This window comes from Bradyrhizobium neotropicale, from assembly GCF_001641695.1.
Taxonomy (GTDB): Bacteria; Pseudomonadota; Alphaproteobacteria; order Rhizobiales; family Xanthobacteraceae; genus Bradyrhizobium; species Bradyrhizobium neotropicale.
This window is the reverse complement of record NZ_LSEF01000122.1, coordinates 12,820-35,606: the sequence shown is the minus strand read 5'-3', so window position 1 is coordinate 35,606 and position 22,787 is coordinate 12,820. Positions and strand designations below refer to the sequence as shown.

Here is a 22,787-nt window from a genome sequence, read left to right as displayed (position 1 = left end):
TCGAAAGACAGCTCTCAGGTTCAGGAGGCTGCCAATATTGCGGCGCTAGCGATGCGCTCGCATTTTGTGCACACGAGAGCTCGCGAATGATGCGGTTAGCCCCTCCGCAGGCATGCGATCCTTTCGGCCAGTTCGCCCGCGAAAAGGGACAGCATGACGCCCACCATCGGCACCGAGGGAATCAGATATCGCCCGACGTCTAGGGTGTGGGCACCGGCGGCGGTTGCGATCGAAGCCGCCCACATCACGATCACGATACCTGCGCGCGTCAAGAACCCGCGGCGCCGAAGCCGCACAGCGGTTACCGTCCAAAATATGACGGCGATGACGAACGCGGTGGACAATGCCATGTACAGATAGGTGGAGACGCCAGGGAGATCTGACAGCAGGCCGATGCGAACTGCTCCGCCTTGCAGATCGATCGGCTGAACCGACCGGCCGTGCCGCGCCATGATGTCGGATACGTGCGGCACGTCGTCGGTCGACACCGGTATGGCAGAGTCAAGTCCGTAGGGCGGCCATGCGACCGCGGCCCCATAGGCCATCTGACGGACGAACTTGCGTGCGTAGGCCAGCGGCCGGTCGCGCACGGCGGCCAGGAAGATGTGCCGGTAGGCTGCGGCCGCGCCGACGGCATTCCCGGTATCGCCGGCGACGTCTCGATCCAGTGCGGTGTCGAAGAAGCACGCGTCGCCGAAGAACCCGAGCACGGGCCAGCGACCCGGCTCCGCGGCGAAGTCGGCCGCAAGTCGCGCCATCGAGACGTCAGCGCGGGCACCGGCCGCCGACACGATCTCGCGTCGCGCTGCATCGCTTGCGAGCACGATGTTCAGGTGATTGCAGAACAGTGTCTTGGGAACGAATACGACCGAGGCTTCGTCGGAGTTGGAAGCCCCGAACCGGGAACCGGCGACGAGGAGCCCCAGCGCTGCCGCGACGGAAAGGACAATCACGGCGAGGCGCGCGGACGTGTCTGGCCGGGCGAGGCTGGCGCCCACCAGGACGGCGACGATTGGGACCAAGATTCCTTGCGATCTGAAGCTCGCCGCGAGCGCAGCACACAGCACAGCGGCAGAGACCGCACAGCACTGCGCCGTTTTGCCGACGCAGGTGGCAACGAGCAATCCGGCCATTGTGAGATTGAGGAAGACCGCAAAGAGAAGATCTGCGGTGAGGACGTTCCTGAATATCAGAAGGCCAGGATACGTCGCCACGAGGATGATCGGCACAAGCCCAACGGCGCGGCGCGTCGCCGCCTGGGCGGTTGCGGCAAGCGCCAGCATCAGGATAGCCCAGGCCGCCTGCTGCAGGCGCACCACCGTCCCGAGCTCGCCCCCAGACGCGAACGTGACCGCGAGCAACGCCGGGTAGCCCGGATCGCGCCCACCCGTCACGGTCGGCCAACCGGCCTCGAGCGTACGAAAAGCGGATTCCACGAAGGATGGCGTGTCGCCCCAGATGACCGGGACCGCGGGCCTGAACGACACGACGATCGCCACCAGCAGCGCGCCCCACGCCAGCACAGTCCATCGCCACGGGGACCCGACGCCGCCCAGGGAGGCCGCTCCGTCCGTCTTATGTGCTGGAGCTTCGCGCTCGGACCGCACCATCGCCTCCCACACGAGATGAAGCTCGAAATGCTACCCCAGCTTCTTGCCAGACAAACGCTCTGCAAGACGATCGGAGGGCACGGCGTGCTCTCGGCTCCTTCGCCTTCCTGTCAGTACGCGCGCCTGCGAGACTTGATGGTCGACGCCTGCATGAACGTTGCATCCAGGATAGCGAGGCCTTGGTCCACGCGGGGCGCCGCTAGTTGAGATCGCGCAGATCGAGGGTGCCGCGCTGCGGATCGATGGGGGCCGAGATCATCTTCGCAGTCATCGGCACTAAATCTCAACCTCGAGACCAACCTCCACGACCTGGGCAGTTGGAACTCCGAAATACGCCGCCGGCAGGTTGGCGTTGAGGTGCATTGTGGCGAACAAGGATTTTCTCCAGACCGCCATGCCTGACGCCTTACTGGAGGCGATCACCATCACTCGCCTGAAATAATAGGTGATGTTCTCGGGATCGATGCCGTGAAGCTCGGGCTCGAGGCAGGCGAGCTTCAGCCCTTCCATCACGTCCGGTGATTCCATGAAGCCAAAATAGAATAGGACGCGGGTGATGCCGGCGCCGACCGGCACGAGCTTGATACGGTGGGCTGCTTCGACCCGCGGCGCATCCACGCTGACCGAAGCGATGAACAGCACGCGCTCGTGCAGCACGCGATTGTGCCGCAGGTGATGGGTCAGGCAGAGCGGGATCCCAGTGGTCGCTGCGGTAAAGATCGCCGCCGCTCCCGGTAACCGAATGGGTGGCGTCTTGACGACCCACTCGATGAACTCGTCCTCTCGCTGGCGGAGCTTGGAGCGCTCCTGCTCAAGTAAATGCCATCCCGTGCGCCACGTCAGCATCAGGAAGGCAATCACGCTCGCCAGCAGGAGTGGAAACCAGCCACCTTCGATCAGCTTCGTCATGTTCGCGGCAACGAAAACCAACTCGATAACAAGAAAGAACCCGTTCGCCGCCACGACCAGGAGCGGGTTGTAACCCCATTTCAGGGCGACGAGAGCCGCCAGCACGGTGGTCACCGCCATCAGCAGGGAGACGGCGATGCCATAGGCTCCTCCGAGTGCGTCGGATGAGCCGAAGATAAGCACGGCCGCGAGCGTGCCAATGGCTAGCAGCCAGTTCACAACAGGTATGTAGATCTGCCCCTTCTCGTGGCTCGCCGTGTGCAGCACCCGCATGCGAGGCAGGAAGCCGAGCTGCATCGCCTGCTGGGTGAGGGAGTACGCGCCTGAGATGATCGCTTGCGAGGCGATCACGGTGGCGAGGGTCGCGAAGGCAATCATCGGGTAGTGCGCCCACCCAGGTACGAGCAGGTAGAACGGATTCTGAGCCGTGTGGGGGGCGGACAGCAGCAGCCCTCCCTGACCGAGATAGTTGAGCATCAACGCAGGCGACACGATCGCGAACCATCCGAGCTGGATCGGCAGTCGGCCAAAATGGCCCATATCGGCATACATGGCTTCGCCGCCCGTCAACGTCAAAAAGGCAGCGCCGAGCACAGCGAAGGCAATGCCGGGTCCGGCGTGAGTGAGATAGAGCACGGCGTGATGAGGGCTGATGGCGGCGAGGATGGCCGGGCTCTGCAGGATTCCCTTGATGCCCAACACGGCGATCGCGACGAACCACACGAGCATCACCGGCCCGAAGATACGACCAACGAACTCGGTTCCCTTCCGCTGGACCACAAAGAGAGCGACGAGGATCGCAATGGTGACGGGAACGACAGCAGGCGCGAGCGCCGGTGCGTCTATCTTCAGGCCTTCGACGGCGCTGAGCACCGAGATCGCCGGCGTGATCACTCCGTCGCCATAGAGCAGCGCGGCTCCGACCAGGCCGACGATAAGCAGGGAGGCACGCGGGCTTCCGCGAGGGGCATTCCTGGCATCGAGCAGCGCGAGCAGCGCCACGATGCCGCCTTCGCCGCGATTATCCGCCCGCAGGATCAGAATAGCATATTTGAGCCCGACGATCAGGACGAGGGCCCAGAAGATGAGCGAGACGACACCCATCACCGTTTCCGGCGTGGGCCCTCCGCCGGAGTCGATTGCCTGCTTCAACCCATAGAGCGGGCTGGTGCCGATATCGCCGTAGACGACCCCGAGTGCCGTCAGCACTGCAATGGCCGGCAGCCTTCGCGGATCCTGCCGCGGCATTACCTCGGTCTGAAGGGCCTGGGTCATCCGGACGTCCCTTCTCTCGGTCCCGAAAGTATGCACGAAAATGGCGCGCTGAAAAGCTTGTGAACGCTATGGCTCATAACGAGTCCGCAACTGGGCCCTGAGCTGAGCAACGCAGTCACGGTCGGCTCGTCGGCTGTCAGAGGTACACCGGAAAGGCGCCCTCACGGGCGCGACTTTCGCTCATGACCCGCGGCTGTCATCAAAACGCTCGCTGGAAGGGAGCGCCTCAATCACGTCGATACGCCTTGAACGAGAGGAAGGCGCCGAGTCCCAGAAGCACGATGGCTCCTGGAATGATCGCGCCGGTGGTCTGGCCAATTCCGCCGGCAATTGCGGCCAGGCGGGTTGGGAACAACATTCGTGCAAGGCCACTGAGGATGGCCAGCCAGCCAAGGATGGTCACAAGCACCGGCCATTCCATCGTCCAGCGATTGTGAGCGCGCACAATGGCAAGTCCTGCGACGAACAAGAGGATGCCGGACACGAAGATGAGCGCGGGATCGCGGGAGACCTGTTCAGCCAACTCAGGGAACGAGCCAATGTTCAACAACATTCCAGCAGCGATCGCGACGAGTGTGGGACCGATCAGGCCGGCGATCGTTTTCGAGCTGGTCACCTAGTTGCCTCCGGTCTGAGCATTGCCGGTCTCCTTCTACTCTTGCGGCGCAGAAAGCGTTTTCCCGCCAGGAAGCTCGTGAATTCCTCACCACCGTGAACGATCTCAAATCCAAGGCTAGAAAGGGACGCGCGACGTGTCGTGGGTAGCGAGGGTGTCATTGTGGCCATGCTCCGTTACGGATGCGCCACCGGGCCGATCATCAGCCGGACCCAGTCCCCTCTAGTTGAGAGAACCGGACGGGCAGAATCTCCTTTGTTGTCATTCTGCCGTTGGCGAGCTTCTCGGCCAGAATGAGCTGCTGCGCATTGGGCAGGCCGGCCGGTATGACCATTTTCCCACCCGCTTTCAATTGGTGGATCAGCGGGGGAGGAAGGAGATCGGGAGCGGCCGTCACGATCACCTTGTCAAAAGGGGCGTGCTCTGACCAACCGTGATAGCCATCGGCAATCTTGAGTTCGACATTGCTGCAGCCCTGCTGTCGGAGTCGTTGCTTCGCCTGTTGGCCGGGTTCTTCGATGATTTCCACGGAGTATACCTTGCGGGCCAGCTGCGCGAGGATGGCGGCCTGATAGCCAAGACCGGTACCGATTTCGATAACGCTATCGTCGGCCTTGATGTCGAGCAGATCGGTCATTAGGGCGACGATAAATGGCTGCGAGATCGTTTTTTCGAAGCCGATTGGAAGTGGAATATTGGCATACGCGTAAGGCTGAAGTTCGATTGGCACAAAGTCATGCCGCGGCACTTTGCGCATGGCCATCATGACCCGTTCGTCAAAAGCAGTCTTTCCGATTGTGTCACGCAGCGCAAAGGCGTTGGCGGCGATGACCGCGAGCATGTGTTCACGCAGGGCCTCAAGGTCTTCCGCTCGCATTGGCAACTTCCACAGCACACGGCGGTTCCGCGCGCGCCTAGCCGGGCTGCTGCATCAACTGGCCCCTCGTCACGACCGCTCGCGCGGGCAACGCGCACGAGGTTTCTCAGTTGAAACTCTGTCGCGCATGACTCGCTGAAGACATCGCAGGTCCATCGAGGACAGCGAGAGGCCTTCAAACGGGCCGAAAGATTGTACAATCTAGACAGCCGTCTTTGAAGCGGGACATGCCGAAATTTTCGTGGCGGAGCGGCAGCGACCGTGCCGTCGGCAGGCATTTTAGTCGCAATCCGGCGCCGTTGACTCCTTCGGCAATCAGCCAGGCGGTACGCGCACTCGAAGCGCGCCTCGGCGCCGCACTCTTCATCCGCACAACGCGCAGCGTGGGCCTGACCGAAGCTGGTGAACGATTTCTTTCGCGCGCAAGGCCCGCTTTCGAGGAGCTCGTCGCCGCAACCGAAGCCGCGCGTGACCTGGGGCTACGTCCCACTGGGCTCTTGCGCCTCGCCGTTCGCGTCTTTGCCCCTAGCCGACGTGGATGCGTCGGCAAACGCGCCGGCCTAGCGCAGGGGCATTACCGTGACACCGGGCGGCGGTACGTCATCGTCGGGTACGAAGAAGTCCGACGCCAACGGGACCGAGGCATCGACGCGATAGCGGTCAAAATCACGCACTCCGCTGGCATAGAGCAGCTTGTCATCGATACAGAATTGCCCGGTGAACTCGCGCGACGGCTTCGTGAAGATGACATAAGCCGCATCTCCCATGATCTCGGGCGTGCGGCTCGCGCGCATCATGGCATCGCCCCCCAAGAGATTGCCGACCGCGGCGGTAGCGATCGTAGTGCGCGGCCACAGCGCGTTGACTGCGACGCCCGCATTCTTCAGTTCGGCCGATAGTCCCAACACGCACATGCTCATGCCGAACTTCGCCAGGGTGTAGGCGGTGGAGCGCTCGAACCACTTCGCCTTCATGTCGAGCGGCGGCGACAACATCAGGACGTGCGGGTTTTCGGCCTTCGTCAGGTGCGGGATGCAGTATTTCGACACCATGAAAGTTCCGCGGGTGTTGATGCCCATCATCAGGTCGAACCGCTTCATATCGGTTGCCTGGGAGTCGGTCAGGCTAATGGCGCTGGCATTGTTGACGCAGACATCGATGCCGCCGAATTCGGCGACGGTCTTGTCAACGGCTGCGATCACCTGAGCCTCATCGCGAATGTCGCAGATGACTGGCAGCGCCTGGCCGCCGGCCGCGCGCACCTCGTCGGCGGCGGTAAAGATGGTGCCCTTGAGCTTCGGATGCGGCTCCGCGGTCTTCGCGGCGATCGCGATATTGGCGCCGTCGTGTGCCGCGCGCAGCGCGATCGCAAGCCCAATGCCGCGGCTCGCGCCGGAGATAAACAGCGTCTTGCCTTTGAGGAATGACATTGGAGGACTCCTGTAAGGGATGCACCGAGCAATTGGGCTCACTCCCCGCTTGCGCGTGAGGGCGGGGTACAACACTCAAGACTATCCGCGTCCCCTGCACCGGCGAAGGCTTGCGCGCCCGCCGCTGACGCAGCCATTGGCACTCAGGCGGCGCGAACGTAGCCGTAGCGCAGGTTCGAGGGTTGGTTCGCCGCTTGCGTGTACTCGTTCCTGAGCGCCGCGAGGCGGTCCTCGGAAAAGGCCGGCATCCTCGTGTTGACGGCCGCCTTCAGCTTGATCTTGTAGAACCTGGTTGCGTTGCCCGCGAAGATCAGCTGCTTGGTGGCGCTGTTGGCGTCGCCGAGCGGCACAAAGCCGTACTTCTTCTGCATGTCCTCCGGGATTTCGAGCCTGCGCAGCGCCTCGATCTGCCACTGCGGTGAACCGTACCAGACCGAGTCGGTGCCCCACATGACGTGATCGATCCCCATGCCCTTGATCAGCGTGCCGACCAGCGCGGCGCAGAACTTCGGATGTGCCACCGCCGAGTTGGCAAAGGACGTACCTAACTCGGCATAGACATTGGTGACGCCGAACTTCTGCGGGATTTCCGCGAGATCCGAGGCCCACTGGATGCGGCCGGTCTGCTCGAACTCCGCCCATGCCTTGTCCGGCAGCTCGAGAAACGGCCGCAGCGCCGAGTGATAGATCACGAAGTTCATCTGCGGCCAGTCTTTCGCGGCCTTTCCGATGTCCCATGCGCTTGCGTACTCCCACACGCCGGCGAACGACTTCTCATAGTCGGGCGGCAGCAGCCCCTTGTGGATACACAGCGTGTTGATGCCGGCCTTCACCGCCTTCTCGTAGAACGGATACATCACCTGTTCGTCGTCAAGCCGCCATGGGAACTTCGAGGGCGCCAGCGGGTCGCCGATCGTGTAGGACTTCCAGGAATCCGGCTTGTAGACCTCGATCGCCTTGTCCACCTCGTCCATCCAGCCGGGCTGCTTGGGAGTGATGACGCTGTGCGCCAGCAAGCGGCGCGATCCAGCGAAGTCGTTGATCAGTTCTCGCGCCTTGACGATCTGCTCGTTGGACAGGAGCCACCAGCTCGGATCGTCGAATGGCGCGCCGCTCAAGAGCGCCATGTTGGTGTCGCTGTCGTAGTAGACCTCCTTCACGTAGTTCTGGAACTTGTAGCGGGCGAGCGAGGTGACGCCTTCCTCCTTCATCTTTGGGTTCCAGTGCTGGCTCGCAAAGTCCGCCAGCCCCAAAAGCTCCTTGTGATCGAAGTCGTCGCGCACGAAATGGGTCTGGACATCGAAGATGAACTGGCCGGCGAGGCTTTGCGCACGCGCCAGCATCAGCTCGGGCTCGCGGGCCTCGGCGGGTGCGACCTGGAAAACATTGCCGTAGATGTCGTTCATGGCGAGGAACGCTGCCGCCATACCGCAGCTCGTGTGCAGGAACTGCCTGCGGCTCAAGCCGAGGTGCTTTCCGTTCACGTCGGCGAGCTCGTTGATCCGTGCCTCGACCTGCTTCTGGACAGTACTCTGCGGGGGCGGGAGATACTCGCCGTTGGAAACGATCTGAGTCGGAATCGGCATCGCCGCCAATGCCGATTCAGCGCCCGCGACGAGACGTCGTTCTCGCTCACTAAGCCAAGTGCTCATTGCTCTCCTCCCTCTTGTTGGCTATCGACAGTGCCGGCCGGTGCGCGCAGAAGGATGCGCGTCTCTTCATCGCTTCATCGGCGAAACCTCAGGCACGAAAAAACACTTGCGGGAGTGGCGCAAATTCAACGCTCAAACTTCTTCTCATGCAAGCGAATGTAGTCCGACAGTCGTACTGTCCCAACGCCGCATGATTCTTTCATTTAGTCGTATCAAAGCCGAAGTGTGAAAGTCCGGGGAGCCTGTGAGCCGATGCTCTCCTGTCAGGCTGACGTCCCTGCTCAGTCACCCATTTGGCGCGCAAAAGATGGGCGTTGAGTTTCTTGCAACAGACTTGGACAGAAGGGAGCTGTTGGCTTGGCGCGATGGCGCTTGGAGGTGGCGGCTATAGAGATCTGTCCTAGGCCGGACGTCCCAGTGACAAGCCCGGCATAATTAAGCGAAGCACTTCCGATTGCTGTCTCGGAAGCGATGACAGCGAGTTAACTCCAGCTTTTTCAGTGCTGGTTGAATAGTCACGGCCCTTGCGACGATCCTTTATTCAGATCAAAGACACGTTCAGTAAAATGAGCAGTGCGCCGTGAGGAATGTGTGCGCCGCGTGCAGATCATTAAGCGCAGCTTGTCGATTGCGAAGAAACTATTGATTGTGAGGCGGTTGTCCCCACGAAAGAGTGCGTGATCGCGCGTCGTCGCAAATGACGTCGTACAATATCGCATTGGAATTGGGGTAACTCGGATGAGACCAGCACTTTCGAACTTGACCGGAGCGGCGTTGCTTTTCGTAGCCGTCGCTTCGCAAGCCGTAGCGCAGGACGCAGGCGGCTACGAAAAACAGAGCTACAACTATAGTGAATGGGCCAAGGGCCGCTTTTCAGAAGTGGTGACCGTGAAGAATCCGGGACGACTGTTGTTTCTTGGCGGTATCGGTGCCGAAGACGAAGCGACAACCTCGGGCGGAGCGATCAAGCATGTCGGCGACTTCGGCGCGCAGTGCAGGTACGCCTGGGATAAGATCAAGCGCATCCTGGAGAAGCAGGGTGGCACCCTGAACGATGTCATCAAGGCCACCACCTTCGTCACCGATATCAGGAGCTTTCCGGAAGCGGGAAAGTGCCGCGGCGAGGTCTTCGCCGGGTCGACCCAGCCCGCGGGCACATTCGTGGCCGTCAGCCAATTGGCCTGGCCGGGTATGATGATCGAGGTTGATGTGATCGCGGCAACAGCCAAATAGGTCTTGGCCTGGGCCCCTCAGACAGGGCGCAAGGCGCCGGAATGAACCGGCGCCTTGTCGTTAAATCTGGCTGGCGCCATGAATGCCTGGTTCCGTGTGCTTCAAGGCGGTGGTCGCCATCAAGCCTCAGCGCTGTCCGTCGTGCACCGAGATATCCGATGCGGCAAGTCCGCCAATCCGCGCATGAGGTCGGCCGCCAGTCGCCATCACCAGGCCGAAAGCGATCTCGTTGCGTCTTGGCGCATCCCAGAGCGTCATCTCCGCCGTCCCGAAATGACTGCGCACGTAACAGGCATGGATATGGCCGATCGGGACCATCAGGCGCGTGCCGGGACCGCCGATGGTCTTTGCCGCCGGAACAACGGCCTTGGGTTGCCCCAGCAGCTCGCGCATGCCTTGGCCGCCGGCTTCGTGCCAGACGGCGCCGTGCTCAAGTTCGCCGTCCTCGCCGATGATGATGCCCTTGCCATAGGCTTCGATGCGCTCGGCGCCGCCGAGCTGCGCGATCAACGCGCTCGCAAGCTCGCGACCGAGCTCGCGCAACGACGCTTGAAACGGCATCAAGTCCGGCTCGTAGCGGCCCGCGAAGGGATTGGCGACGACCGCAACGGTCGTCCCGACCAAGAGCGGCTTCTCCAGCCGCGGACCGCGCTCATGCCAGACCGTTTCGACGCTGAGCGCGGTCTTGCGGATGTCATAGGACGACATGCGAACCTACGCCTCGTCCACGACGGGATTGCTGAGCACGCCGATGTTCTCGATCTCGACCTCGACCACGTCGCCGGCTTTAAGGAACATCGGCGGCTTCCGGGTGAAGCCGACGCCGGCCGGCGTGCCGGTGGCGATGACGTCGCCGGGGACGAGGTCGAAGATGGTCGAGCAATATTCGATCAGCCGCGGGATCGAGAAGATCAGCATCGAGGTGTCGGAGGACTGCACGGTCGCGCCGTTGACGCGCGTCTCGAGCTTCAGCTTGGTGGGATCGCCGATCTCGTCCGGCGTGACCAGCCACGGTCCGAACGGGCCGGTGCCGACGAAGTTCTTGCCGGACGCGATCTGCTGCGCATGACGCTGCCAGTCGCGCACGCTGACGTCGTTGTAGATCGAGTAGCCCGCGACGTGATTCCAGGCATCCGCCTGGCTGATGTGGCGGCCGCCCTTGCCGATGACGACGGCGAGCTCGCCCTCCCAGTCGAAATTGTCGGAGACCTTCGGCCGGATCACCGGCGCGTTGTGCGCGACCTGCGAACGCCAGACCCGCAGGAAGATCGGCGGAAACTCCGTGATCTCGCGCTTCATGCCGAACGCTACCGCCTCGTTGTGGTGGTCGAGATAATTGCGCACGGCGCAGACGATCTTCTCCGGACGCGGAATCACAGGAAGGTATTTGATGTCGTTGAGCGCCAATGCCGGCTTGTGCTGGGCGACGATGGCATCACGTCGCGCGTAGTCGTCGCTGCCGAGGAAGTCCGCAAGGGTAGGATACTGGGGCAGGGCGCGCCCCAGATCCACGACCGCGTTTTCGACAACGGCTCCCCAGCTTTCCCGATTTTCGTTCAAGAACGACAGCAGCTTCATGATTTCGATCCGCAGGTTAGCGTTTTTCGATGTTCCCTATTATTTTCGAAAATTGTCAGAGGCGCAAGCCCGTTGCCTCTTAAAAAGCTGCGCGGTCTATTCGGCGTCGAGCAGGTGTCCGGCGTATTTCGCGACGTTGTCCGCTGTGGTGCGGATATGCGTCGTGATCAGTTGCACGGCGAGATCGGCATTGCGCGAGATGGCGGCCTGCATGATCGCCTGGTGCTCGCCGGCCTTGTCGCGGGGGCGCGGCCGGAAATTGGCCGAGAGATGTCGGTAGCGCTCGGCGCGATCGAACAGCTCGGCGCGGATCCCGAGCAGGGTCGCGGAGCCGCAGGCGGAGACGAGCGCCTGGTGGAACTGCCGATGGGCAATCTTCCATTCGGGGTCGCGCAATGGGTGTTCGGGATCGCGCTGCTCGATCCGCTTCAGGCGGTGCAGCGTCGATATCACGGCGATTTCCCAGTCGTCGTCACCGCGCTCGATCGCGCGGCGGATCAATTCCACCTCGATCAGCACCCGTGCATCGGTGACCTCCACCAGATCCTGGCGGCTGACCGGCGCGACGCGAAATCCGCGTTGCTCCTGGGCATCGACCAGCCCTTCGGCGGCAAGCGCGGTCAGCGCCTCGCGCAGCGTCGTAAAGCTCGCGCCGAAGCGTTCGCGCAGAACGTCGAATCGCAAAGGCTCGCCGGGCGGCAGGCTGCAGCTCACGATCTCCTCGCGGAGCCGGTGCGTGATGTCGGCGGCAATCGTCTTGCCAAATTCCTTGCGGGGGCGAATGGCGCTGTCAGGCATGGTCCTGCCCATGAATCGATACCCTAAGATGCCGTGCCAAGGGGCATCTTGCAATAATTTTCGTAACGGATAGTATTTTCGAAAATACGAGTCTCGCGAAGGGGGTAGATGAGCGCATGAGAGCAGTTCTGGTACGTCAGCCGGGCGGGCCGGATGCCCTCGAACTGGTCGAAGTGCCGGTGCCAGTGCCCAACGCCGGACAGGTCCAGATCCGGGCCGAAGCATTCGGGGTGGGGCAGCCCGACGTCCTGATCCGGCGTGGCGTCTACAAATGGATGCCGCCGCTGCCGGCCAATCCGGGCAATGATGTTGCCGGCCGTATTTCCGCGCTCGGGCCGGGCGTTGAAGGTTTTCAGGTCGGCCAGAAGGTTCTACTGAGCGCGCGTGACCTGTCGCAGCGCGGCGGCTGCTACGCCGATTATGTGGTCGCTCCCGCCGACGCCGTTCATGCTCTTCCCGACAACATCGATCTGCAAGCGGCGGTCTGCCTCTCGAACTACCAAGTGGCCTACGCACTCCTGCACGAGTGCGGTCATCCGCGCGCGCCCAAAAGCGTGTTGGTGATCGGTGCGGCCGGCGGGGTCGGCACCGCGCTAGTGCAATTGGCCAAGCTGGCAAACATGAGCGTGATCGGCACGGTCTCCACCGACGAGAAGGCCGCGTTTGCGAAGGCCAACGGCGCCGATCACATCATCTTCTACCGGAACGAGGACGTCGTGGGCCGGACGCGCCGATTGACAGGCGGCGAGGGCGTCGGCCTCGTGCTCGACCACGTCTGCGGTCCCGAGTTCGCCTCCTATCTCGGCGCGCTCGGCAAGTGGGGCACGCTGCTCTCGTACAACGCCTTTGCCGGGCTTCCGGAAGAGAATCTGATGGCGGCGATGCGCAACCATCTCGACATTTGCCCGGCGATCCGTTGCTTCTCCTTCCATATCTACGACCACGATCGCGAGGGCCGTCGCGCCCTGATGCGCAGCGTGATCGAAGCCCTGAGCCGCAATGCGATCAAGCCGGCCATCTCAGCGACGCTGAAGCTCGACCAGGTCAGGCAAGCCCAAACGGTGCTCGAGCAGGGCTCCGCACTCGGCAAGATCATCATGACACCATGAGAGGCTGGACCAACACAATGACGACCCAAGCACCTGTTGCCCGCTTCACACGGCTAAGACACGCTACTTTCCGCTCGCCGGATTCCGAGCGATTGCTCGACTACTATCGCGGCGTGATTGGTCTTGGTGTGATCGGCCGCGATGGAGATCGCATTTTTCTCGCCTGCGATTCCGAGCAGCTTTCGCTCGTGATCGAGCCAGGCGAGGCGGCGTTGACGAGTATCGCCTTCGAGATCTCTTCCAATGTCGAGATGGAGGCGCTGGCCGCCGCCCTGAAACGCGCGGACCTGCGTACGGAACTGCGGAGTGATCCTCTGCCCGGGATCTCCAGGCTGCTGTCGTTCATCGATCCTGAAGGAACGCGGTTCGAGCTGATCCAGGGCTGGACGCCGACACCGGCGCAGGAGCGGATCGGTGCGCTCGCCGTCACCAAGCTCGGCCACGTCGCGCTTCGCACGCCCGATCCGCTTGCGGCGTCGGAGTTCTATGCGAACGTCATGGGTCTGCGGGTCTCCGACTGGGTCGAGGACCGCTTCGTCTTCATGCGCAGCGGCTACGAACATCACACGCTGAACTTTGCCCTTGCTCCCGAGCGGAGCCTGCATCATCTCGCATTCGAATTGCGGGGCGCTTCCCACATGCAGCAGGCCTGCGATCATCTCGCCCGCCACAAGCTCAACATCCTCTGGGGACCGGTTCGTCACGGCCCCGGCCACAACACCGCGATCTACCACCGCAATCCCGACGGGCATCTGATCGAGCTGTTCTTCGATCTCGACCGCATGATCGATGAAGAGCTCGGTTATTTCGACCCGCGTCCTTGGCACCGCGATCGCCCGCAGCGGCCGAAGGTTTGGGTTGGACTGCCGCGCGACGTCTGGGGTCTGCCGCCATCACCGGAATGCGTCGAGTTCGCCCGCTAGGCGGCCCGGCACGCGTTTGGAAGACCGCCGCTTCGCCGCGGCTAATGAAAAACAGTCAAAGGGAGGATGCATCCATGCAATGGATGAAGCGGATTGCTGCGACCGGATTTCTGCTCGGCGCCTTGATATCGGCCGGCCCGGCCCAATCGGCGGACAACTACCCGTCGCGGCCGATACGCTTGATTCACGGCTTTGCCGCCGGCGGCGCGGCCGACGCGCTGTCGCGCATCATTGCCGACGGGCTATCCAAGAAGCTCGGGCAACCGATCGTCGTCGAGGCCAAGCCCGGCGCCGGCGGCAACATCGGCGCGGACGCGATCGCGAAGGCTGAGCCCGACGGCTATACGATCGGACTCGTCACGGGCGCCCACGCCATATCGGCCGCAACCTACAAGAGCCTGAGCTACCAGCCGGCCGAGAGTTTCGACATGATCTCGACGCTGGTCTATTACGCGCTCGTCATTGCGGTGCGTAACGACTACCCGGCCAAATCGCTCGGCGAATTGATCGCGGTGGCAAAGCAGAAGCCCGGCGCACTCAGCTTCGGCTCGGTCGGCTTCGGCAGCACGCACCATCTCGCGGGAGAGTTGCTCGATGCTATGGCGGGCATCGATATGGTGCATGTCCCCTACCGCGGAGATTCCCAATCCGTCACCGCGCTGCTTGGCGGGGAGGTTCCGGTCATCATCGGCACGCCCGTGCTGCTCGCTGCGCAAATCCAAAGTGGGGCGATTCGCGGTTTGGCGGTGACGTCGCCGATGCGGACTGCACTGTTGCCGGATGTTCCCACGGTCGAGGAAGCCGGCGTGAAGGGATATGACGTGCGGACCTGGGCGGGCCTCCTTGCTCCCAAGGGTACTCCGCCCGCCGTCATCGCCGCACTCAACTCAGCGACAATTGACATTCTTAAGGACCCCCAGATCAAGCAACGCCTGGAAACAGCCGTGGGAGGCGAAGTCCGTGGCAGCTCACCTGAAGAGATGAAGAAGCTGATTCAGTCCGAAATTGCGAAGTGGTCGGCCGTTGTGGAGCGGGCGAAGATTCTCAAGATCTGATCTGCGCGTTCGCTTCGGGAAAGGCAGAGAGAAACTTGCAGGGAGGGAATTTCATGGATCGTCGTTCTTTCATGAAGACGCTGCTGGCCGGTACCGCCATTTCGGCCTTTGGCGGATCAAGGCACAGCTCTGGAGCTGAATTCGTTCTCAGCGCGCGCGATGCCCCGAAGGGTGGGAAGATCCTGATCAAGGGGGGATCCTTGATCACCATGGATCCGGCGGTCCCTGATCTCATCGGCGACCTGCTGATCGAGAATGGCAAGATCGCCGCAATCGGTCGCCAGCTCGATGCGGCAGGCGCCGAAATCGTCGATGCTGGCCGCCTGATCGTCGCCCCTGGTTTCGTCGAAACGCACAGGCATACTTGGCAGTCGTGCCTTCGGCATCTCGGCGCCAACTGGAGTGCAGCCCAGTACTTCGCCAATAACTTCTTCAAGTTCGGCGTCGCGATGCGTCCCGAGGATGTGTACGCCGCCAATCTCATTGGCCGTCTCGCGGCGCTGGATGATGGCATCACGACCCTCGTCGACTGGTCGCACATCATGAATAGCCCAGCTCACGCAGATGCTGCGGTTCAGGGTCTTCGTGATACATTGGCGCGATCCGTATTTGCGATGGGTTGGCCGCAGGCTCCCGACCCTGCGAAATGGATATCCAAGAGCACCCAGGACATTCCTGATGATATCAAGCGCGTCCGAAAGCAGCATTTCAGCAGCAACGATGGGCTCGTTACCCTGGCTATGGCCGGTAGGGGTCCCGACTTTGCGGTGATCCAGCAGGTCGGTCGCGATCTGTCGATAGCACGCGAACTCGCGATACCGACCACGATTCATGTGGGTTTTGCCAGCCCCGGGGGCATCAAGGCGATGAAGGAGGCAGGACTGCTCGGCCCCGACATCACACATGTCCATGTAAAGGACAGCACCGACGAGGAGTTGCAGTTCATTCGGGACTCCGGCGGTACGGTCTCAATCTCCCCGTTGGACGAGATGCTTCGTGTGCGCTGGCGTCGCGGATTGCCGCCGGTCATTCGGACTGTCGAGAGGGGGCTGGTTACAAGCCTGAGCTGCGATAGCGAGTCGACATCCTCCGGCGACATGTTCTCGATCATGAAGACCACGCTGGCTGTCGGACGTTTCCAAGCGAGCAATCCCGGCGACGATCGGCCGGAGCCGTCCAACTGGAACGCCGCAACTGGCATATCGACGCGAAAGGTTTTCGAGATGGCGACCATCGAAGGTGCTCGAACGGCGGGGCTGGAGAAGGTGACGGGCTCGCTCGCCGTCGGCAAGAGCGCGGATGTCATCCTCCTGCAAGCGGAGAATCTGGCCTACTACCCCCTGCAGAATCCAGTGGATGCAATCGTCGGTGCGGCAGACGCCGGTTGCATCGAGGCCGTTTTTGTCGCGGGCAAGCCCGTCAAGTTCGGCGGGCGGCTTCTCGACGATGACCTGGTTGCGCGCGCGAAGCGCTTGGCATCGGAATCCCGCGACTATCTGTTTCAGAAGGTCGGCTTCGTGTGAGGCTGAGCGCAATGGAAGGATAAGCCGACTGCAGCCCATCCCTCTTCATGACAGCAGGTACGCAGTTTGGATCGGCTCGTTGTTTCGCATTTGGTGGCATGCTCAGGCGCTTAACTGTCTTCATTCAGCTGTGACGGGGACGCCAGGCGGTCTTGCGTGCCGCGAACCAGGCTTTTCAAGCGTGCAATGCCATGGCGAGCGGAGATGGCGCCTTCCGCATCACGGGCTCTATATTGTCACGACCAAGTCGCGATGCGGGCCAGCTTGGCGCCGATGTCGTAGCAGCGCCGGGCTGTCGGGACGTGGCCGGCTTCTTGGGCGGTGTTCGTTCCACTTGAGGGGTCTGCGTATGTCGTCGATCGACCGCTTCCCGATTCGGCTAGCTGACGCGTTTGACGTGGGACCGTACAATAAAACCATTCGACAGTGCGGCCGGCAGCCTATCGCGGGTAATGGCACCGGCGATACACGGTGGAAGGTGCCGGGCGTGATGGACTGGTCGACCATGACCCATAATCCTTTTGTGGACGTGACCAAAGATACGATGACGCTCTACGCTAGTGACTGCGATGTGTTTCTGTTTCTGGTCGACGACACCAACCCGATCGAAGCGGGGCGCCTGGCCGATGGATCGCCGGATTTGTATTTCCGGGGGCTCTACTGATGGAATAGTGAGGTCGGGAGCAAGACGCTGGGGATTGCGAGCTTCTACCTCCGCGCTGTCTGCATGACCGCAATCTCTGGGGCGTAGAGACTTTCGAGGAGATCACCATCCGGCACTCGAAATTCGCCGCGCAACGTTTCGCCCATGAAGCGGCACCGGCGCTGACCAGCTTTGCCAATTCCTCGCCCGCGCCATTTGTCGCCGGTATCAAGGCGGCGCGGGAGCGGATCGTTGCCCGCACCGACGAAGACCGGGAGATGTTCCTTCGTAAGGGCGGGTTTTCCAAATCCGAGACCGCGAAAATTGTTGAAACCGTTTTGGGCGAAGAAGATCGAAAGCCGGAAAGCATCTTTGATTTCGTGCAGGGCATTACCGCATTTGCTCGCGGCAAGGCTCATCAGGACACACGTCTTGAACTGGAAGGCAAGGCGAAGCGCTTGATGGAGCGCGCAATCTGAGGACATGGGCCGCGTGACCGGGCGTCGGTTGCGCGGCCTCGCTTCCAGGCCCAGTGCATCGCCGCCGACCCGGCAAGCCGGATCGGCGGCGATGACACGCCTCCGCGTCCGGCGCTCGCCGGGCCTTCGGCCCGGCTCGCGGAAGGTCGCGCCTATTTGGCGCGACCTTTCCTTGCCATCCGTTTTAGGAACTCATCAGGTTCGACGTCGAGCTTATCGGCAAGCCGGCCAATGACCTTTATGCTGACGTGGTATACGCCCTTCTCCAGTTGGCTCAGATAGCTCCTGCTTATCTTAGCTTCCAAAGCAAGTTCGTCTTGAGACCATCCCCTCGCATTGCGTAGACGACGCAAGTTGGTGGCGAATGTCTCCCGCAAATCCATGCGGGCAAAGATGCCGCTTGTTCAGTATATTGCACCTCGATATACTTAACAAAGAACCGTTAGATAGTAGATTCCGCGACCGTAAGATCATGCAGACCCCGCCGCTCGATCCTAACGTGGCTGACCTGGCCCCCGCCGGGTCTTTGCTGACGTCTTACGATGAGGAGCACGTTGTAACGTACATTCGCCTTCTACAAGCTGAGGGTGAGGGCGCGGACTGGCGGGAAGTCGCTCGAATAGTCCTGCATATCGATCCTGAGCGTGAGCCGGACCGTGCGCGCAACGCATACCAGAGTCATTTAGCACGCGCTAAGTGGATGACCGAGCAGGGACGTCTCTTGCGCGGCTCAAGGTCAAATTAGAAGAAGTTCGTCAGCTAAAGCATCCCTCTGGAAATGATCTTCTCCGGCCAGTGCGTGGTCAGCCAGAAGCACCACGTGGTGCCAAACTAGGGTCTTCCTGCAACCCAATCGATTAGAACTATTGCGTCAAGGCGCGTCGGTCCCGTTCCGTACCTTCCGCTAAGGTGCCGTAACACAGATGGAACAACTCGCGGGCAATGCCGGCCGCGCTTGCTTCGTTACTGAGCGGTCCAGCCGCCATCGACCGAGATTGCCGTGCCCGTGATCTGGTCTGCAGCAGGCGAACAGAGGAAGGCCACGGTGCCCCCAAGCTGCGAGGGAGAGACGAAATCCAGAGACGGCTGCTTCTCAGCCAAAATCTCCTCGGCCGCTTCCCTCTGGCTTATTTGCTTCTGCGCAGCGATGTCGCTGATCTGCTTTTCGACCAGAGACGTTCGCACCCACCCGGGACAGACGGTATTGCAAGTGACGCCACTACCGGCCGTCTCCAGGCCGACTACCTTGGTCAGACCAACCAGCCCGTGCTTGGCCGCAACGTAGGCCGCCTTGTGTGTTGACGCGACAAGGCCGTGCGTCGAAGCGATGTTGACGATCCGTCCCCAACGCTGCTTTTTCATCTGAGGCACCGCCGCGGCAATTCCGTGAAACGCCGCGGACAGATTGATATCGAGAATTGCATTCCACTTGGCAGCAGGAAACTCCTCCACAGGCGCGGTAAACTGAATGCCGGCATTATTCACCAGGATGTCGAGACGTCCGAACTGCTCGATCATTCTGGCGATCAGTCCGCGCACGGCTTGTTCCTTCGACATATCGGCGCCGTCGTAGACGACGCGGACGCCGTGCTCACGTTCGATGCCGCTCCGGATTGCCTCGATCTCGCCGGCGTCGCCGAGGCCGTTCAACACCAGGTCGGCGCCGAGCTCGGCCAATTCTTTCGCGATGCCCAGCCCGATGCCGCTGGTCGATCCGGTGACGATTGCTACTTTTCCCTTCAGCATGGTGAGATTCCTTTTGATGTTTGAGAAAGCGAATTACGCAGAGTTAGGTGGCCGCTGCCGCCATTGCTTTGGCCGGTGGCACCGCACGGAAGGAGCTCGCGAGCCCGTTCCATGCGTTGATGGTCCCAATCAGCATGGTCAGGTTCACCGCCTCGGCCTCGGAAAAGTGTCTGCGGAGCTCTTCATAAGTGTCGTCGGGCGCATGCGTTTCGGGGATCAGCGTCACGGCCTCGGTCCAGGCCAGCGCGGCGCGTTCGCGATCGGTATAGAGCGGCGCCTCGCGCCAGGCGTTCAGGAGATAGAGCCGCTGCTCAGTCTCGCCATGCTTGCGCGCATCCTGGATGTGCATGTTGATGCAGAAGGCACAGCCGTTGATCTGGGAGGCGCGGGTCCTGTTCGAGACCGGATGACTGGATCTGGGCCTCGACGGCGATGAGAGCTTTGATGCTTTCAGGCGCGGCCTGGTAGAAATTCATGCGGGGTTCCATGGTCGTTCTCCTTTCGGGTTTTAAGATGGTCAATGGGCGCCGCCGGCGTCGATGCGGTCGGGCTTGGTGAGCATGAGCGCCGCTATCAGGGCGACGATCTGCGAGACGCCGAGCAGATAGAAGGTGTCGCTGAAGCCGAGGATGAAGGCTTGCTTCTGGATGATCTTGCCAATCGCGACATAGGCGTGGTGGACGGCATCGACGCGGTCGATCACGCCGTGGCTCATGAAGTACTGCGTGAGCTGATCGAGCCGGGTACGGGTGGCCTGCTCGAACATCGATACCGATTGCATCAGGATGTTGGAGTGGTACTGCTCACGCTTGGTTAGGAGCGTCTGCAGCGCAGCGATACCGATCGCGCCGCCGAGGTTGCGCATCATATTGAACAGAGCTGACGCCGACCCCGCATTCTCCGCTTCCATTCCCGAAGTCGCAACGCTCGACAGCGGTGCGAAGACCAGGGCCTGGCCAAGCGCGCGGACGACGTTCGGCCAGAACAGTTGATCTGCCGCATAGTCGTTGGTCATGTAGATATTCAGGAAATTGGAGCCGCCAAACAGGGTAAAGCCGACCCCGATCACGAGACGCGGATCGAACCGCTTCATCAGGCGAGGTACCAGCGGGATCAGCACGAGCTGCGGCAGGCCGGTCCATGCCAGCACCATGCCGATCTGCTCGGAGTTGTAGCCCTGGATGCGGGACAGATAGACCGGCAGGACATAGACGGAACCATACAACGATACGCCGAGCAAAAAATTCGCGAGCACGCCAAAGCCGAAATTGCGGCGCAATAGGATGCGCAAGTTGAGCAATGGCTTCTTTGCGGTCAGCTCGATTGCGAGAAACAGCGCCAGCGCAACCGCAGCGATCACCGCCAACCGAACGATGAATGGCGAGCCGAACCAGTCGTCCTTGTTGCCTTCCTCCAGGACGGTCTGAAGTGCGGCGAGCCCGATTGCCATGGTGATGATGCCAGCCCAGTCGCCTTCCGCGAGCTGCGACAGCTTCATGGACGTCGCCTCTAGCGAAAAGAACAGCATGGTGATCATGATCGCGCCGGGTACGATGTTGACATAGAAGACGTACTCCCAGCCGAAGCTTTGGGTGAGATAGCCCCCGATGGTCGGACCGATGGCGGGGGCAAACGTCGCGGAGATGGCAAACATCGCCAGCCCGATCGGCTGCTTCGCCTTCGGCAGGAGCGTGATAATGAGCGTGAACGCCATGGGGATCAGCACGCCGCCGGTAAAACCCTGTATTGCGCGGAGCGCGATCATCTGCGGCAGGTTTTGCGCGAGCGCGCAGGCGGCCGAGAACACCAGGAACAGGGTCGCGTTGGTGAGAAGATAGATACGGACCGAGAACACCTGAGCGAGCCAGCCGCTAAGCGGAATCACCACGATCTCGGCGATTAGATAGGAAGTCGAGATCCAGCCGCCGTCATCGATGCCCGCTCCGATCCCGCCCTGAATATCGGCAAGCGAGGCATTGACGATCTGGATGTTGAGCACCGCCATGAACGCGCCCAGAGTGGCCCCGACCACCGCGAGCCAGGTTTTCGCGGAGACGGCGGGAGCGGCAGCCGGTAGCGGATCCTCGCTGGCGGGCGGGGCTTTGATGACGGATTGCAAGGTGCTCATGGCTGTCTCCCGGCGTGCAAGAGAGGATGCATTGTTCAGCTGCGGGGCTCGCCTCTACGCGACGCGAGCCGCCTTTCGGTGTCGCGTTCGGCGACTACAGTCGACTTGGTATTGATGGTCGGCTCCGCCGACATGCCAGGGCGCAGCAGACCGCTCAAGCGCCGGTCGTCGAGCACGATCTTCACCGGCACGCGCTGCACGATCTTGGTAAAATTTCCGGTGGCGTTGTCCGGCGGGAGCAGCGCGAATTCCAGGCCGCTTGCTGGCGAAAGGCTGTCGACATGGCCCTTCAGTCTGGTCGAATGAAAGCTGTCGACCCGAAGCTCGACCGGCTGTCCATTGCGCACATGGGTGAGTTGGGTTTCCTTGAAGTTCGCGACCACATAAACCGCGGCCAGCGGCACCACCGCCATGAGCGGCGTACCGGCCTGGACATATTGGCCGACGCGCAGCGTGCGCGCGCCGACCGTGCCGTCAACGGGCGCGGTGATCTGCGTGTATGACAGATTCAGCGCGGCCTGCTGCTCGAGTGCGCGGGCGTGATCGAGTTGGGCGAGCGCCTGGGCGCGTTGGGTCGAGAGCACCTCGATCTTCTTGTTGGCGGCGATCAATCCCGCCTTACCTTGCTGCAATTGCGCGGTCTGCGAGCGCAACGCCGCATCGGTCTGCTGGGCGCGTTGAATTGTGCCAGCGCCCGATTTCATCAGATTGTCGTAGCGGGCGCGCTCCTGCTGGGCGAACGTCAGAGTGGCCTCGGTCGCATCGACCTCGGCCGCTTGCTGTTGGATCAGCGGCTCCTGCAATTCGATCTGCGCGTTGAGATTCTTTACCGCGGCCTCGGATGCCGCAACGTCGGCCCTGGCCTGGTTCAGCGCGGTCTTGAAATCGCGGTCGTCGATCCGCGCCAGCACCTGGCCGGCCTTCACCGGCTCGTTGTCAGCGACGAGAACGTCCGCAATGTAGCCGGAGACTTTCGGCGCAATGATCGTGGAGTCCGCCTTCACATAGGCATCATCTGTCGTTTCCAAATAGCGACCGGTCGTGACGTAGTAGTGGCCGAAGGTGGTAGCGCCGGCGACACCGAGTGCCGCGGCGAACGCGAGCGCTGCGCGCCGGATCGCCAGACGCGACGGGCGAAGGCCGGTTTTGACGTCTTGCTCAGACGCATAGGAAAGAGTTGACATGGCTTTCTCCGAAATTTGC

At 61.8% G+C, this 22,787-nt stretch carries 19 protein-coding genes and 3 pseudogenes; 8 read left to right on the top strand and 14 right to left on the bottom strand.

Annotated elements, in window-relative coordinates; all coding sequences use genetic code 11:
- Positions 1-95 precede the first annotated feature (95 nt).
- The 4 genes from AXW67_RS38865 to AXW67_RS38850 all read right to left on the bottom strand — a co-directional run bounded on the left by AXW67_RS38865 (position 96) and on the right by AXW67_RS38850 (position 5,287).
- Entirely contained in the window at positions 96-1,523 is a 1,428-nt protein-coding gene (locus AXW67_RS38865; protein WP_063682142.1) for a hypothetical protein, read from the bottom strand.
- Positions 1,524-1,886: 363 nt separating this feature from the next.
- On the bottom strand, positions 1,887-3,767 hold the full coding sequence (locus AXW67_RS38860; RefSeq protein ID WP_063682163.1) for a potassium transporter Kup: 1,881 nt from the start codon (positions 3,765-3,767) through the stop codon (positions 1,887-1,889).
- A 253-nt stretch (positions 3,768-4,020) separates the two neighbouring features.
- Positions 4,021-4,410 (bottom strand): hypothetical protein, encoded by a 390-nt coding sequence (locus AXW67_RS38855; protein WP_063682141.1) that lies wholly within the window; start codon positions 4,408-4,410, stop codon positions 4,021-4,023.
- 202 nt (positions 4,411-4,612) lie between these two features.
- A complete protein-coding gene (locus AXW67_RS38850; protein ID WP_063682140.1) occupies positions 4,613-5,287 on the bottom strand; it encodes a protein-L-isoaspartate(D-aspartate) O-methyltransferase in 675 nt (224 codons plus the stop codon).
- Positions 5,288-5,514: 227 nt separating this feature from the next.
- Between AXW67_RS38850 and AXW67_RS41365 the strand changes: the two are divergent.
- Positions 5,515-5,799, top strand: a pseudogene (locus AXW67_RS41365) (LysR family transcriptional regulator); the annotation flags it as partial.
- Positions 5,800-5,847: 48 nt separating this feature from the next.
- Here AXW67_RS41365 and AXW67_RS38845 read toward each other — a convergent pair.
- Positions 5,848-6,717 carry an SDR family oxidoreductase gene (locus tag AXW67_RS38845; protein WP_063682139.1) on the bottom strand — a complete coding sequence of 290 codons (870 nt, stop codon included), beginning with the start codon at positions 6,715-6,717 and terminating at the stop codon, positions 5,848-5,850.
- A 143-nt stretch (positions 6,718-6,860) separates the two neighbouring features.
- On the bottom strand, positions 6,861-8,369 hold the full coding sequence (locus AXW67_RS38840) for an amidohydrolase family protein (protein ID WP_063682138.1): 1,509 nt from the start codon (positions 8,367-8,369) through the stop codon (positions 6,861-6,863).
- Between the two features lie 738 nt (positions 8,370-9,107).
- On the opposite strand from AXW67_RS38840, the gene AXW67_RS38835 reads away from it, so the two are divergent.
- Positions 9,108-9,602 carry a RidA family protein gene (locus AXW67_RS38835; RefSeq protein WP_082908208.1) on the top strand — a complete coding sequence of 165 codons (495 nt, stop codon included), beginning with the start codon at positions 9,108-9,110 and terminating at the stop codon, positions 9,600-9,602.
- Positions 9,603-9,728: 126 nt separating this feature from the next.
- Here AXW67_RS38835 and AXW67_RS38830 read toward each other — a convergent pair whose 3' ends face one another.
- From AXW67_RS38830 to AXW67_RS38820, 3 genes are all read right to left on the bottom strand, one after another.
- Entirely contained in the window at positions 9,729-10,310 is a 582-nt protein-coding gene (locus AXW67_RS38830; RefSeq protein ID WP_063682137.1) for an amino acid synthesis family protein, read from the bottom strand.
- 6 nt (positions 10,311-10,316) lie between these two features.
- Positions 10,317-11,180, bottom strand: coding sequence for a fumarylacetoacetate hydrolase family protein (locus AXW67_RS38825; protein ID WP_063682136.1), 864 nt, complete (start codon positions 11,178-11,180; stop codon positions 10,317-10,319).
- Between the two features lie 96 nt (positions 11,181-11,276).
- Entirely contained in the window at positions 11,277-11,978 is a 702-nt protein-coding gene (locus AXW67_RS38820) for a GntR family transcriptional regulator (protein ID WP_063682161.1), read from the bottom strand.
- Positions 11,979-12,094: 116 nt separating this feature from the next.
- On the opposite strand from AXW67_RS38820, the gene AXW67_RS38815 reads away from it, so the two are divergent.
- The 5 genes and pseudogenes from AXW67_RS38815 to AXW67_RS38795 form a co-directional block, all read left to right on the top strand.
- Complete coding sequence (locus AXW67_RS38815; RefSeq protein ID WP_063682135.1) at positions 12,095-13,087, top strand: zinc-dependent alcohol dehydrogenase family protein; 993 nt, start codon at positions 12,095-12,097, stop codon at positions 13,085-13,087.
- A gap of 17 nt (positions 13,088-13,104) precedes the next feature.
- A complete protein-coding gene (locus AXW67_RS38810) occupies positions 13,105-14,010 on the top strand; it encodes a VOC family protein (protein ID WP_063682134.1) in 906 nt (301 codons plus the stop codon).
- Between the two features lie 74 nt (positions 14,011-14,084).
- On the top strand, positions 14,085-15,065 hold the full coding sequence (locus AXW67_RS38805; protein WP_063682133.1) for a tripartite tricarboxylate transporter substrate binding protein: 981 nt from the start codon (positions 14,085-14,087) through the stop codon (positions 15,063-15,065).
- A gap of 53 nt (positions 15,066-15,118) precedes the next feature.
- On the top strand, positions 15,119-16,588 hold the full coding sequence (locus AXW67_RS38800) for an amidohydrolase family protein (protein ID WP_082908207.1): 1,470 nt from the start codon (positions 15,119-15,121) through the stop codon (positions 16,586-16,588).
- Between the two features lie 442 nt (positions 16,589-17,030).
- Positions 17,031-17,710 (top strand): annotated as a pseudogene (locus AXW67_RS38795) (DUF932 domain-containing protein); the annotation flags it as partial.
- Between the two features lie 152 nt (positions 17,711-17,862).
- Here AXW67_RS38795 and AXW67_RS38790 read toward each other — a convergent pair.
- Positions 17,863-18,093 carry a helix-turn-helix domain-containing protein gene (locus tag AXW67_RS38790; protein WP_063682132.1) on the bottom strand — a complete coding sequence of 77 codons (231 nt, stop codon included), beginning with the start codon at positions 18,091-18,093 and terminating at the stop codon, positions 17,863-17,865.
- A gap of 89 nt (positions 18,094-18,182) precedes the next feature.
- Between AXW67_RS38790 and AXW67_RS44640 the strand changes: the two genes are divergently transcribed.
- A complete protein-coding gene (locus AXW67_RS44640) occupies positions 18,183-18,455 on the top strand; it encodes a hypothetical protein (protein WP_063682159.1) in 273 nt (90 codons plus the stop codon).
- Positions 18,456-18,673: 218 nt separating this feature from the next.
- Here AXW67_RS44640 and AXW67_RS38780 read toward each other — a convergent pair whose 3' ends face one another.
- The 4 genes and pseudogenes from AXW67_RS38780 to AXW67_RS38765 form a co-directional block, all read right to left on the bottom strand.
- On the bottom strand, positions 18,674-19,456 hold the full coding sequence (locus AXW67_RS38780; protein ID WP_063682131.1) for a 3-hydroxybutyrate dehydrogenase: 783 nt from the start codon (positions 19,454-19,456) through the stop codon (positions 18,674-18,676).
- Between the two features lie 43 nt (positions 19,457-19,499).
- Positions 19,500-19,944, bottom strand: a pseudogene (locus tag AXW67_RS38775) (carboxymuconolactone decarboxylase family protein).
- Between the two features lie 29 nt (positions 19,945-19,973).
- On the bottom strand, positions 19,974-21,584 hold the full coding sequence (locus AXW67_RS38770; protein WP_063682130.1) for an MDR family MFS transporter: 1,611 nt from the start codon (positions 21,582-21,584) through the stop codon (positions 19,974-19,976).
- A 35-nt stretch (positions 21,585-21,619) separates the two neighbouring features.
- Positions 21,620-22,768 carry an HlyD family secretion protein gene (locus AXW67_RS38765; protein ID WP_145928160.1) on the bottom strand — a complete coding sequence of 383 codons (1,149 nt, stop codon included), beginning with the start codon at positions 22,766-22,768 and terminating at the stop codon, positions 21,620-21,622.
- Between the last annotated feature and the right edge of the window lie 19 nt (positions 22,769-22,787).

Bases quoted from the DNA above. Each gene is read 5' to 3' on its own strand.
- AXW67_RS38860 (WP_063682163.1), bottom strand. From the start codon at position 3,767: ATGCCGCGGCAGGATCCGCGAAGGCTGCCGGCCATTGCAGTGCTGACG.
- AXW67_RS38850 (WP_063682140.1), bottom strand. From the start codon at position 5,287: ATGCGAGCGGAAGACCTTGAGGCCCTGCGTGAACACATGCTCGCGGTC.
- AXW67_RS38845 (WP_063682139.1), bottom strand. From the start codon at position 6,717: ATGTCATTCCTCAAAGGCAAGACGCTGTTTATCTCCGGCGCGAGCCGC.
- AXW67_RS38840 (WP_063682138.1), bottom strand. From the start codon at position 8,369: ATGAGCACTTGGCTTAGTGAGCGAGAACGACGTCTCGTCGCGGGCGCT.
- AXW67_RS38835 (WP_082908208.1), top strand. From the start codon at position 9,108: ATGAGACCAGCACTTTCGAACTTGACCGGAGCGGCGTTGCTTTTCGTA.
- AXW67_RS38830 (WP_063682137.1), bottom strand. From the start codon at position 10,310: ATGTCGTCCTATGACATCCGCAAGACCGCGCTCAGCGTCGAAACGGTC.
- AXW67_RS38825 (WP_063682136.1), bottom strand. From the start codon at position 11,180: ATGAAGCTGCTGTCGTTCTTGAACGAAAATCGGGAAAGCTGGGGAGCC.
- AXW67_RS38820 (WP_063682161.1), bottom strand. From the start codon at position 11,978: ATGCCTGACAGCGCCATTCGCCCCCGCAAGGAATTTGGCAAGACGATT.
- AXW67_RS38815 (WP_063682135.1), top strand. From the start codon at position 12,095: ATGAGAGCAGTTCTGGTACGTCAGCCGGGCGGGCCGGATGCCCTCGAA.
- AXW67_RS38810 (WP_063682134.1), top strand. From the start codon at position 13,105: ATGACGACCCAAGCACCTGTTGCCCGCTTCACACGGCTAAGACACGCT.
- AXW67_RS38805 (WP_063682133.1), top strand. From the start codon at position 14,085: ATGCAATGGATGAAGCGGATTGCTGCGACCGGATTTCTGCTCGGCGCC.
- AXW67_RS38800 (WP_082908207.1), top strand. From the start codon at position 15,119: ATGGATCGTCGTTCTTTCATGAAGACGCTGCTGGCCGGTACCGCCATT.
- AXW67_RS38790 (WP_063682132.1), bottom strand. From the start codon at position 18,093: ATGGATTTGCGGGAGACATTCGCCACCAACTTGCGTCGTCTACGCAAT.
- AXW67_RS44640 (WP_063682159.1), top strand. From the start codon at position 18,183: ATGCAGACCCCGCCGCTCGATCCTAACGTGGCTGACCTGGCCCCCGCC.
- AXW67_RS38780 (WP_063682131.1), bottom strand. From the start codon at position 19,456: ATGCTGAAGGGAAAAGTAGCAATCGTCACCGGATCGACCAGCGGCATC.
- AXW67_RS38770 (WP_063682130.1), bottom strand. From the start codon at position 21,584: ATGAGCACCTTGCAATCCGTCATCAAAGCCCCGCCCGCCAGCGAGGAT.
- AXW67_RS38765 (WP_145928160.1), bottom strand. From the start codon at position 22,768: ATGTCAACTCTTTCCTATGCGTCTGAGCAAGACGTCAAAACCGGCCTT.